Raw genomic sequence first — 12,251 nt, 5'->3', positions numbered from 1 at the left:
TTAGCTTTTCCGAGGAGGCCATACGCCGATAGGCGGGCGCCTTGCGCTTTTCTTATCAAACACATAAAAGTGTCCACCAGTGGAGGACAAAATAGGGGTAATTGTCTTTCTGTGGTGCCTGACCCCCTATAAGTGACACCCTTAAAAAATTCTCTTTTCTTTATCCTAAAATTCTGTAAAATGAAGAAAGATAGGATATTTGAGCTGTTGGGAGAGATGGACATGCCAAAAAGTTTCCCGATTATTGGAAAAGAAGATAATTCTATTATCCTTAATCCAGATGAATTAATTGATCTTTTTCTCAATTGTACGGCTGACGGAATCTGTATTTTCGATATGGAGGACCGGTTTATTCGAGTAAATCAAATGTATACTAAAATTTTTGGCTTTACAGAAGATGATGTACTAGGAAGAAAATATGATGATTTTCCCATTCCTGATTCATTAAAGGAAATAAAAGAAGACGTTAAATTAGGTAGTCCGTTTCACAATATTACTACTCAACGTTTTCATAAAGATGGTAGAGTTCTTGATATAGCGGTTTCCTATTCTCCTTTTCGAAATTCAAAGGGAGAAATATTCGCCATAATAGCCATTTACCGTGATATTACTGATAGTGTATTTATAGGAAAAGAATTGAAAAGAACGCGCGAGTTGTATAAATTAATCACGGAAAATACAGAAGATATGATTAAGGTTTATTCTAAGGATAAAAAGATTGTCTATGCATCACCCTCTCACGAAAGGGCTCTGGGGTATACCCCCGAGCAATTGATAGGTCGAGATGTATTTGACATTATCTCTCCTGATGATAGGGAGCATTTTGAAAGAGTGTTTCAAAAACTAGTCGAAACAAATGAGCCCCAGCTATTCCAAGTAAAGGTGTTGACTGGAGATAAAGAATTCATTTATTCTGAATCAAATCTTTCTCCCATCTATAACGAACAAAAAGAAATCGAATCATATGTTTCAGTTGGGAGAAATATTACGGATAGAGTAAGGAACGATCATGCACTTCGTAATTTAGATCGTCTTTCCATAATCGGTCAATTAGCGGCAGGTGTAGCTCATGAAATACGAAACCCATTGACTTCATTAAAAGGATTCTCAAAACTTTTGAAAAGTACGCCTAACAAGGAAAAACAAGAGCACTACTTATCGATAATCATGAACGAATTAGATCGTATTGATATAATTGTCAATGAATTTATGTCACTTGCGAAACCGCAAGCCATTCAATATGAACGAGAAAGTCTAAACTTAATACTTGAAAGCACAGTTAACATTCTTTACCCACAAGCCTTGCTACATAATGTGCAAATCATAAACCACTATCAAGCAAACGATATCGATTTACTTTGCAGTCCACACCAACTGAAGCAGGTCTTTGTCAATTTTATTAAAAATGCCATTGAAGCCATGCCTAACGGTGGAGAAATTCATATTAAGGTAGAGAAAGTTGAAGGAAATAAAGTGTTGATTCGTATTTTCGATGAGGGCATCGGCATCGCCACAGACTTATTGCGCTATTTAGGTACTCCATTCTATACAACGAAGGATAAAGGAATCGGACTTGGCCTAACAGTCAGCAATAAAATCATCCAAGAACACAATGGCACCATGAAAATCGAAAGCCAGCTAGGACAAGGCACCACAATATTAATTGAACTGGAATATATTTAGGGTGTCGAGCATCACACGTGGACAAACATTGTATTTTGTCCGCGTGCCGCGGACATTTGTCTTTTTGTGGTGCCTGACACCATATAACACTATTTGGTGTAGCGGTTGGCATAGCTGGAGGCGACGAAGGCGTTTGGTTTGATTTTGGGTTCGACTCCCATGGATTCTATTCTTGATACCATTTCTTTGACAAATTCACTGGTTTTATTTCGTTTCCCCGCCCCAATATCGATATGCCCCTCCATGATGAATGTTGCGCCTTGATAGATATATGGAAGGACAATCTGGATTAATTCATTTTTTTTCTCCTCTGTGAACATAGAAACAATTTCTTCGGTTAAGGATAGTTCAAGAGAGATCCGCTCATGTAAATGGGTCATTTTTCTGGGAACAATCACTTTTCTAATACACGCCCAAACACCATTCCCTTCATTTTGAATCACTATTCCAGTAATAAAGGTAGTCTGGGATTTGTGAACCTGTGAATCTGTTCCCACCATTAGGCGGAAGTTTCCACTTGGATCTAGGTTCATGAACTCGATTATCCGTTCAAAAACCTGTTCAAACTTTATTTCATTCTCTTGGAGATTTTGAAACGACTGGTGATAAGTCTGGAATTTTTTCATATTTAAGCACCACATCTTTCCCTTCATGTTGGAAAATTCAGTTTTGGTTCTTTCCACATTTTATGGAAAGGGGATAATTGGCGTGCAGCCGTTGAAAAATTCGTTTGTATTCTCTGCATTTTTTGGGGGAATGGGTGCAATTAGAATGAAGCGTCCAAGTTAAGTTTCCATTTTTTTAATAATCTTCGTAATTACAAATGATGTCCACTTGGTATGACCATCCTAGGCACGTCTCCGTTTTTTGACGGATCATGTTTAAGGCTTATCGGTTTTGACTTTACCCTTTGTGGGATTGATGAATGTATTTTGTTTGTTTTGATTAAGTTAAGAAAGTCAAAAAGGAGTTGACCTATTTATCAATGAGGAGTACAATGTAAACATAAGTTCCGATTTTAAACAAAAGTTTAAAAGGAGGTGAGTGTGTGACTGAGAGAATGACCGAGAAAGAGCAGTTAATTTTTAATTTGATTCAAAAGAACCCCTATATTTCTCAGCAGGAGCTTGCAGAGGCTTTGGGTCTTTCAAGGCCTTCGATTGCTAATATTATTTCCGGGCTTACTAGAAAAGGCGAAATCTTAGGGCGGGCTTATGTTTTAAATGAGTCACAGCAAATTGTTTGTATCGGCGGGGCTAACTTAGACCGAAAATTCCAAGTAAAGAACAAGGCACAGTTGGGTACTTCTAACCCTATTCAATCAGCTAGGAGTGTGGGAGGAGTCGCCAGAAACATCGCCGAGAATTTAGGACGTCTTGGAATGGGAGTATCGTTAGTAACAGCTTGTGGTACGGACAGTGATTGGTCGTTCATTGAAGAATCATCAACACTCTATATGCATTTAGATCAAGTGGCTAAAATCCCTGGAAAGTCAACAGGGTCTTATACTGCTGTTCTAGATACGGACGGCGAGTTAATTATAGCTCTCGCCGATATGGAAGTGTATGAGTCAATTACACCAGAATTACTCCAAAAACAGGATGTTTTATTAAGTAGGGCAAAATGCATTGTGGCAGACTTAAACTGTCCAAAGGAAACTCTGCAATTTTTATGCCAATTTGCCAGAAAACATGATAGACCTATCGCTTTAATACCGGTTTCATCACCGAAAATGAGTCGAATACCTGATGATTTAGATGGGATAGCTTGGTTAATAACCAACCGTGATGAATCGGAAACATATTTTAATATTAAAATAACCAATGAAAATGAGTGGAAGCTTGCCCTTGAAAAATGGCTTTCACTTGGTATAGCTAATGTTGTTATTACCAATGGGAAAAAAGGGGCAATGATTGGGAATAATGAAGAAGGAATTTTTCATATGCCTTCGATTGAAACAAAGGATATCCTGGATGTAACCGGTGCGGGGGATGCATTTTCTTCTGCGGTAATTTATTCATGGTTAAATGGTAAAAATTTAAGGGATATTGCCAAGGCTGGAGCGGTTAACGCCTCAAAGACCTTACAATCATCCTACACCGTACGTCAAGATTTATCAGCAACACAACTACAAAAAGACATGGAGGAATTATCATGAAACAATACATTACATTATCTGAAGAAGTACGTGTAGCGAAAGAACAAGGAAAACCAATCATCGCTTTGGAGTCGACGATCATTTCACATGGCATGCCTTATCCACAAAATGTGATAACTGCCCGTGAAGTAGAACAAATTATTCGTGACAATGGAGCAGTACCAGCTACGATTGCCATTTTAGATGGAAAAATTAAAATTGGTTTATCTGATGATGAGCTTGAAATGTTCGGGAAAAGCTCAGATGTTGCCAAAGCATCTCGCCGTGATTTAGCCTATTTGGTTGCTACTAAGAAAAAAGGGGCAACAACAGTTGCTGCGACGATGATTTGTGCGGAACTCGCTGGAATTCATATTTTCGTAACTGGTGGAATTGGCGGGGTACACCGTGGTGCTGAAACAACAATGGATATTTCAGCCGATTTAGAAGAACTAGCACAAACGAATGTAGCTGTTATCTGTGCAGGCGCTAAATCTATCTTAGATTTAGGTTTAACAATGGAATATCTTGAAACAAAAGGTGTGCCAGTGATGGGTTATCAAACGGATCTACTTCCATCATTCTATACTCGCTCAAGTAAATTCCCAGTAAACTTCCGTGCAGATGATGCCGAAAGCATTGCTTCAACATTAAAAACGAAATGGGATTTGGGATTAAAGGGTGGAGCTGTTATTGCTAATCCAATCCCAGAAGAGTATGCAATGGATGAGCAAATGATTACTGATGTAATCGAAACTGCTTTAAAAGAAGCGGAGGAAAACAACATCTCAGGTAAAGATGCAACACCATTCCTACTAGCAAAAGTAAAAGAATTAACAGGTGGAAAAAGCTTAGATTCAAACATTCAGTTAGTAAAAAATAACGCCGTGTTAGGTTCAAAAATTGCTGTAAGCTTAGAGTCTTTGAAATAGATCCTTCGAAAAATAGCATAAGAATAGTTTACATCAATAAAAATGGCAGAGAGACCTTTTCTCTCTGCCATTTTTTTATGCACTTTTCTTAGTGTGTCATCAGTGAAAAGGGTGTCAGGCACCAGTCGTGGACATCTGTCCGTCCTAGGCGGACATGCAGTGAACTAGATTTTAAATATGTAATAATTAAAATTTTTTGTTCATAGAATGGTAGTGTGTGTGTTGTTACTTTTAACCTAGTAATATTAATGGTTGTTTAGGAGAAAGGCTGGATGGAATTTAATGGTTTTCATATTAAAATAGGGATAATAAGTAATTATGCATACGATTAAATAATTATTCGGAAATGGGGGTTTTTGAATGAAGAAAGAGACAAAGAAAAAGAAAATGGTAGTTGGCATGTTAGTTGTAGGTTTGCTTACTACAGTACCATTGACAACTGGATTTGCTGATGCGCCAAAATGGACAAACGTCAACGTTTACGAGGAACAGGATGGAAGTAAGTTTAATAGTGAAAACTATGACTTTGTGAAGTTCTCGCAAATCGCCTCTAAATTAAAAGAAATTGAGAAGCAATCAAACCGTGTGAAAGTCGAGGTCCGCGGAACTTCTGCTAGTGGACATCCCCTTTATGTCGTAACGATTGCCGATCCTGGTTCGCATGGGAAGTTTGGGAAAATTCAATCACTCAGAAAACAAATGTTTAAAAACCCAGGGAAAGCTCAAGATTGGATTGCTAATAATCCAGACTTTAAAGTGCCAATTATGATCAATGGTTCCATTCATGGGACAGAATTTGCGGGAACGGATGCTATCCTTCAGCTAATTGAACGCTTCGCCACCCAGAATGACCAAGAGACGAAAAATATTCTTGAAAATAACATCCTCATTTTCAATGTTGTGCAAAACCCCGACGGACGTGTCGATGCCACCCGTTTTAATGGCGATGGTATTGACTTGAACCGTGATTTTATCACCCAGTCCCAACCGGAAACAAGAGAAACTGTTGATCTCATTAAAGAATGGAACCCGATGGTATTCCTTGATACACATGGATATGTAAAAAATTACGCGCCAAACCTACAGGGATTAATTGAACCATGTACACCGCCACATAATCCGAACTACGAGTACGATTTATATAACAAGTGGGCCTATAAACAGGCAGAAGCGATGGAAGCTCAGATTATGAGCCAAAAGGATAAATTCTCATCAAATGCTTTATATCAAAATATGAAAGGTGTTTACGTTCCACAGCGTAATGATAAGGATGGATGGGATGATTATCCGCCAATTTTCACTCCTATGTATGCGATGTACCATGGAGCTTACGGACATACGTTAGAAACGCCAACAAATGATTGGGACGGCGTTCGCTGGATGTATAATGCCATTATCGGTGCACTTAATTTTGCGACAGAGAACAAGCAGGCAATGATTACCGACCAAATTGAAATGTTTAAACGTGGGATTAATTTTGATCATCCGTTCCACAAGGACGGATTCTTCCCTAAAGCCTATATCCTTCCAGTCGATGAAAAAGACCCTACTGTAACACATAAGGCCGTTAATCATTTAATCAACAATGACATTGATGTCGTTCAAGCGCCAAAAGCATTTTCTGTGGATGGAAAATCATATCCTAAAGGAACGTTCATCGTTAAGATGGATCAGGCAAAGGCTGGATTAGCCAACACCATGCTTTGGGGCGGGGAAGATATCTCGAACGATACTGCTGCGATGTATGATATTTCAGCATGGAGTTTACCGGAGCTTTGGGGCTTTAAAGCAGTTGCTACACAAAGTTCTGTTGATGTGACCACAACAAAGGTTAACAAAATTACCGAACAAGGTTCCGTTTCGGGCAAAGGACCATTCTTGATTCCAAACAGCTCCGTAAAAGCTGTCAATCTAGTAAATACGCTGCTTCAACAAGGTGTCGTTGTAAAACGTGATGCAAAGGGCAACTATTACACAGAAGTAGCTGGCAATACTATATCAGCCGCTGTGAAAGCATCTGGATTGCAGATAGAGAGCACTTCTAAAGTACCGGCTGATGCAACTGTATTAACACACTTAAAAGTAGCTATTTTAAAAGATGGTGGAATGGGTAAAGTCCAGTCACACAGTGGCACAAAACTTTCTCTGAAACGACTTGGCTTCGACGTGACCGAAGTGTCGCCTGTTGAAGTAGCTGAAAACGGCCTTAACGGTTTTGATGTCTTTGTTTATAGTGGCACAGCTAGTTTAATTACCTCAAACTTAAGTGCCGCAAACAAGGAGTTTGGTTTACAAGAAAAAGCACAAGAGGCAAAGTTAAAAGCGAACATTGCAGACTTTGTTGCTAAAGGTGGTAAATATATTGCTGTAGGTTCGAGTGCCTCTCAAGCGACGAAAACTCTTGGGCTAACGGATGACACCATTAATGCTGGAGGGTCTAATAGTAACGGAATCGTAAAGGTCAACTATGAAGGTACTGGTTTAACCGCTGGTTATGGGCAGGATGATCTTGGGTTTGTCTATCGCCCAACATGGTATACCAATACTGGAAATGATAAGGTAGTTGCGACCTATGCAAATACGAACGATTTCTTCATGGCAGGCCATTGGAGAGGCAGCGCTTCTGCCAAAGGTCAAGCTGTTATGGTCAAAGAGAAGGATAAAGACGTTACCATGATTGGATTAGAAGCAGGGTTCCGTGACCATACAGATTACCTATTCCGACTGCTATCCAATGCCATTTTTGAAAAATAACATGATTGAAAGAGCCTGACTCAGCAATGAGTCAGGCTTTTGGTTTATAAAGTTAGATGAGTTTACTAACCTTCCGAAAAAAAGAGTTGACCCCGCAGGATCAACCCATTTGCTTTCAGTTACTTAATTGTAATCGTATCAGAGTTATAGTTTTTCCCGTTGCCAAGCGGGTTGTAATTTTTCTCAATGTTACCTGCTGCATCAACAGCGAAATAATTGATGGTTGCTGTTTTATTAATTTTTAACGTTTCAGCAAATTCACGTGTTCCGCTTAAATTAATTTTTGCAGATTGGAAGGTTGGACGGCTGCCATCGAGTGTATAGTAAACGGTAGCTGGCTCGCTAGTTTCAATCTTTACCTCAACTGGGCCTGTGTATTTACCGTTTCCAGGTGTAGCTTTTGAGGAAGGCTTCTGATGGTCTTTCGCATTGTTGTAGGCCACTTTAATCAAGCCAATCAAACCGTTAGAAAATTCCATTGCCTCTTCATGACCCTCTGCAAACGATGGCTGGAATCCAACAGCCTGCCATCTCTTCGTATCCTTATTCCATAAATCTGCCCCTACTTCAAAGTTCCAGGCGTAAATCCCTTTTTCATACCATAAGTAATCTGCGGAGTTACCTGCTGCAGAGTACAGTACATCAGGAATTGGACCGGTACGGCTTGGTAAAATGACCGTTCCACGGTGGTCCTGAATGTCGTTTAACATGAGATCAGATGCAGCCCAATAGAAGGCTTCCTGTCCAGCAGTCGGACGAGGTAATGTTACACGTTTTGCATCATAAGCACCAGGTGACCACATGAAGTAGCCGCCATAGCTATGAATATTCATCGCAAACTTGATGTTCGGATTTTTGTCAGCAAGCCAGACAAGGTTTCTTGCTTCCGGCTCGGAGTTTTCCGCAGGTCCAGCGTAAGTTTCACTGGTACAACTTGCTGATGCACCAATATATCCATCAAATATAGAGCCAACAGAATGGTTGCGGTTCAGGTCAACTCCCCAAGCATTACGGTTTCCAAGGTCAGATGCTGTAGGACCACAGTGATTGGTCATATTTTTCCGCTGCATATTGTAATCATTGAAGCTGTAATTGGCACCATCAGGGTTTACCGACGGAACAAGGAAAATATCCAAGTTGTCAACAAGCTTTCTCGTTTCACTATCATGGGCATAGTTGCGAAGCAGTCGTTCAGCTGTTTCAATAGTCACGAGCGGTGTTACCCACTCACGGGCATGCTCCTGTGCGTAACCAAGAACACCTGGCTTGGAACCGTCACGATGCTTCCCGATTCGGATGGCTTTTACAGTAAACGGATCACGTGAAACGTCCGCAGGTGCTTTAAGGTTATCCGTTAATTTCGCAGTCGCTGGTGCGACAACACCTGCTCCAGTATTACCGCGATATGTAGTCGCGGAGACAAGTTGGCTTGCATTGGTATTTAGTACGCTGACCACTTGTGCGGCAGTACTTGTCGTTTTGCCTGACGAATCAGTAGCTAAATCTACAAAAATCTTTTTACCATCCACTGTCACTTTTAGTGGAGAGTTATTGGTTCCAGGATTCTTGAATTCTACCGATATATCGTTGCCCCCTTCATGGCCCCATGCTTTAGAGGAAACGACTACCGAGGTATTGGTCGTGCTGCCAATGGTTGCCTGGGCAAGACGTCTATATCCGTTTGTTTTATTCGGCATATCAATGATTTCTACTAAGTTCGGAAACTCTTTCGCTAGTTTTTCCGCTCGCACATATAATTCATTTGGTGCCATATAGTGGTCAACAAAGTCTGTGACATAATCTGTTTTTGGATGTTTCGGCTCTTTCCCCAGCCATTCTGTAACAGAACTTGAAGCTGTTCCACCAAGGTTACTATCAATTTTTACTGATGAAGGAATTGCGCTGACTGGCAGAAGCAAATAGTGATATAAATATTCACCATAATCTACCAATCTAGAAAGAGTTGCGGATTTTTCCTCGCCGTTCTCGGTCCAGGTTGCTTTAAGTGCTGTGCTTGCTGTCGCTCCGGCACTCGATTTCACTTCAAGATAGAGGAATGTGGCGGTTTGATTCGTAAAATGATTGGCCCGAAGAACCTTAAGTGTATCCTCAGAAGCTGCCAAACTAGCTTGCAGTTGAACTGCAGATTGCCGCTCTGCTGCTCTAGCATTCCATTGGTTTTCTGTGATCAGGGTATCCTTAACATTGATGCCAAAAGTCTTTAACATCGCAATTTCAGATGGTGTGACAACGGCATCGACTTCATAGACACCGTCGTGTTGTTCGATATTGTGGGTAAGGTCAATGCCAAGCTCAAGAAGCTTGTCCTTGGCATTATCATTCGGTACTACTAGTTGAACAATTGAGACAGATTCCTCGGCAGGCAGCGGCTGGTCAGGCTGTTCGACCGCTGCAGTTGGAATACTTAGACCAGGGTAAAATGTGGAGAAACCCAGTCCGGTTATCGCGGTCATGACCATTAAACTTCTTTTCCATTTTTGTTTTTTCTTCACGTAATAATAGCACCTCCAAAAATATCATCAAATTTTGATACAAGTTTATTATAATTTTAATTTTCATAATATTTTGTCATAAAATCAAAGGAGAAAGTCTATTTCGTCCTACAAAAATTTCAGAGATCGAAGAAATAGTAATATAAAAATTAGTAGGTTTTTTGTATCTATTAAAAAGTACTATGACTCTTGAGAGTTAAAACTCCGTTTGGGATGGAGGTAAACAACGAACTTATCTTGTAATATCTTTTAAGGAAAATCTAGTCGTGACATTATTTTTATTTCTGTTGGATTTTGTCGATTCTTGGGTAATTATGTGCTACAACAACTATGGTGTCAGGCGCCACTCATGGACATTTGTCTTCTATTGGTGGACAAAATTTTTGAGCTTTGATGTGGTTGACACCATTTTTTGATAAAATATGCTTGAAGGATCCCTTAAATATTTCATCCTTTTTGTGCTAGGGAAATTATGATTTATTGCATTGTGTATGAATAGATTAAATGAAGGGGGTGGAATTTTCATGCGTGTTGTCAAAGAGGATGAGTTAAACTTTTTAAGGCAGGAGCTTCATTATTTAGTTGAAAAACAGGTTATTCCAACTGAAAAGTCCGAAGAGATTCAAGCATTGTATGAAGTAAGGGATAAGCCATCCTTTACGAAAACGCTCCTCTATGTGGGTTCGATATTAATTGGGGCCGGAATTCTTAGCTTCATCGCGAGTAACTGGGGTGAGATTGGAAAGCCACTCAAATTTCTTCTGATTCTTGGCATCTTTTTTGGCTGTAATTTTACTGGATTTAAGCTTGAAAGAAATTATCCGAAGACGTCAAAAAGCTTCTATTATCTTGGTGTACTCGTATTCGGTGCCGGTATTTTTCTAGTTGAACAGATGTTTCATATTGGGGGAAGTATTCAGGAGGCCTTTTTATGGTGGTCGCTTGGTATTCTACCGTTGGCCTGGGTGCTTCGTGATAAATGGATTCTATTGGCGGCAGCAGTTTTTTCTCTTATTCACATCTTAGACAGCTCTTATCTTCAAGGAGAAGTCATCCCCTTCTGGATTCTTGTTTGGATCGCAGCAATATATTATTTAAATGAGAAAATCAGTTTTTCAAGAGTAACAGGCTTTATCAATGGCCTAACATTGCTTGCTTTTATTGGCACTATCATTAGCTATTTTATCTATAGGTTCGAGTATTTCGATTATCCATATGTGCATGGCTTAATCTATTTAGCCATCGGCATTGGTCTTGTCTTTTTGAGAGGAAAAATAAGAGAGGTGTACGTATTTTTAGGATACCTCGTCCATGGAGTTGCCGCTCTTTTGCTATCTTTTGAGGACACATGGCCTGGTCAAGTAGGGTGGATGTATATTGCCTTTTCACTGCTCTATCTCCTCTTTCTTTTTTACTTAATAAAAAAGGGAAGCTTGCTCAGCATCATCATCCTATGTGTGATGATTTTCCGTTTTTACTTGGATATCTCGTTTGCCTTTTTACCAAAATCGTTCGTGTTTATCATTGGAGGAGTCCTCTTGCTCGGCTTTGGTTTTTATTTTGAAAAACAAAGGAGGAAAGGAGAGGGCGTTCATGAATAAACGAACGAAGCGGTTGATATTGGCCTGTTCTGTACCGGTGCTGATTCTTCTGGGCATGTGTGTTCATCCTCTTCTAACACTGGTGAAAGGCGAAGAAGTTATTCTGCAAACCATACCGGTTGACCCATCCGACGTATTCCGAGGCGATTATGTGACTCTACGATATGAGGCAGAAGAAGTCCCGAAACAATTGGTGGAACAGGAAGTGCTCGATGAAACAATGGGATGGGGGCGTAATAGAGTGGTATATGTTCTTTTGGAGAAAAAGAACAGAGTCCATACCCCTGTTAAGGTTACTCTCCATAAACCAGAAAAGGGAATATTTCTAAAAGGAAACCTAGACTTTATTGGTACAAATCGGAATGGAATTGAAGTTGCTTTCATCAAGTACAGCCTTGATAAATATTATATCGAGGACAATACCGGAACAGAATGGGAAAAGGCGTCTACCAAAGGTGAAATATGGGCAAAAGCCAAAGTCAACAACGGCTACGCCATCTTGACTGGCATTGAAATGAAAAAATAGAGTGTAATTAAGAAGGTGTCAGGCACCATCCGTGGTCAATTGTCCGTGTGGGGTGGACACTATACAAAAACAACATACGGTAACTGACACCCATGCGATAAAAGA

General features: G+C 40.0%; 8 protein-coding genes. 6 read left to right on the top strand and 2 right to left on the bottom strand.

The window, feature by feature from the left end; translation table 11 throughout:
* Positions 1 to 222: 222 nt before the first annotated feature.
* Positions 223 to 1,683, top strand: a complete 1,461-nt coding sequence (locus RTR43_RS17040) for a PAS domain-containing sensor histidine kinase (protein ID WP_312473419.1) — start codon at positions 223 to 225, stop codon at positions 1,681 to 1,683.
* Between the two features lie 89 nt (positions 1,684 to 1,772).
* Here RTR43_RS17040 and RTR43_RS17035 read toward each other — a convergent pair whose 3' ends face one another.
* Positions 1,773 to 2,309 (bottom strand): ribonuclease H-like YkuK family protein, encoded by a 537-nt coding sequence (locus tag RTR43_RS17035; RefSeq protein ID WP_312473418.1) that lies wholly within the window; start codon positions 2,307 to 2,309, stop codon positions 1,773 to 1,775.
* Between the two features lie 434 nt (positions 2,310 to 2,743).
* Between RTR43_RS17035 and RTR43_RS17030 the strand changes: the two genes are divergently transcribed.
* The 3 genes from RTR43_RS17030 (at position 2,744) to RTR43_RS17020 (ending at position 7,506) form a co-directional block, all read left to right on the top strand.
* A complete protein-coding gene (locus RTR43_RS17030) occupies positions 2,744 to 3,841 on the top strand; it encodes a PfkB family carbohydrate kinase (protein WP_312473425.1) in 1,098 nt (365 codons plus the stop codon).
* Entirely contained in the window at positions 3,838 to 4,752 is a 915-nt protein-coding gene (locus RTR43_RS17025; RefSeq protein WP_248737039.1) for a pseudouridine-5'-phosphate glycosidase, read from the top strand. The genes RTR43_RS17030 and RTR43_RS17025 overlap by 4 nt, the downstream gene beginning before the upstream one ends.
* A 360-nt stretch (positions 4,753 to 5,112) precedes the next feature.
* A complete protein-coding gene (locus RTR43_RS17020) occupies positions 5,113 to 7,506 on the top strand; it encodes a M14 family zinc carboxypeptidase (protein WP_312473417.1) in 2,394 nt (797 codons plus the stop codon).
* Between the two features lie 119 nt (positions 7,507 to 7,625).
* On the opposite strand, the gene RTR43_RS17015 is transcribed toward RTR43_RS17020, so the two are convergent.
* Positions 7,626 to 10,019, bottom strand: coding sequence for a M14 family metallopeptidase (locus RTR43_RS17015; RefSeq protein WP_312473416.1), 2,394 nt, complete (start codon positions 10,017 to 10,019; stop codon positions 7,626 to 7,628).
* A 524-nt stretch (positions 10,020 to 10,543) separates the two neighbouring features.
* Here RTR43_RS17015 and RTR43_RS17010 point away from each other — a divergent pair.
* Both RTR43_RS17010 and RTR43_RS17005 read left to right on the top strand, forming a co-directional pair.
* On the top strand, positions 10,544 to 11,620 hold the full coding sequence (locus tag RTR43_RS17010; RefSeq protein ID WP_312473415.1) for a DUF2157 domain-containing protein: 1,077 nt from the start codon (positions 10,544 to 10,546) through the stop codon (positions 11,618 to 11,620).
* Entirely contained in the window at positions 11,613 to 12,146 is a 534-nt protein-coding gene (locus tag RTR43_RS17005) for a GDYXXLXY domain-containing protein (protein ID WP_312473414.1), read from the top strand. The genes RTR43_RS17010 and RTR43_RS17005 overlap by 8 nt, the downstream gene beginning before the upstream one ends.
* Positions 12,147 to 12,251 lie beyond the last annotated feature (105 nt).

Source organism: Neobacillus sp. (assembly GCF_031988165.1).
GTDB lineage: Bacteria > Bacillota > Bacilli > Bacillales > Cytobacillaceae > Neobacillus > Neobacillus rhizosphaerae.
Note: the sequence above shows the minus strand (reverse complement) of the source record. Positions and strands in the feature narration are given on the sequence as shown.

Coding starts and splice junctions, on each gene's coding strand:
- RTR43_RS17020 (WP_312473417.1), top strand. CDS start 5,113: ATGAAGAAAGAGACAAAGAAAAAGAAAATGGTAGTTGGCATGTTAGTT.
- RTR43_RS17030 (WP_312473425.1), top strand. CDS start 2,744: ATGACCGAGAAAGAGCAGTTAATTTTTAATTTGATTCAAAAGAACCCC.
- RTR43_RS17025 (WP_248737039.1), top strand. CDS start 3,838: ATGAAACAATACATTACATTATCTGAAGAAGTACGTGTAGCGAAAGAA.
- RTR43_RS17040 (WP_312473419.1), top strand. CDS start 223: ATGCCAAAAAGTTTCCCGATTATTGGAAAAGAAGATAATTCTATTATC.
- RTR43_RS17035 (WP_312473418.1), bottom strand. CDS start 2,309: ATGAAAAAATTCCAGACTTATCACCAGTCGTTTCAAAATCTCCAAGAG.
- RTR43_RS17010 (WP_312473415.1), top strand. CDS start 10,544: ATGCGTGTTGTCAAAGAGGATGAGTTAAACTTTTTAAGGCAGGAGCTT.
- RTR43_RS17005 (WP_312473414.1), top strand. CDS start 11,613: ATGAATAAACGAACGAAGCGGTTGATATTGGCCTGTTCTGTACCGGTG.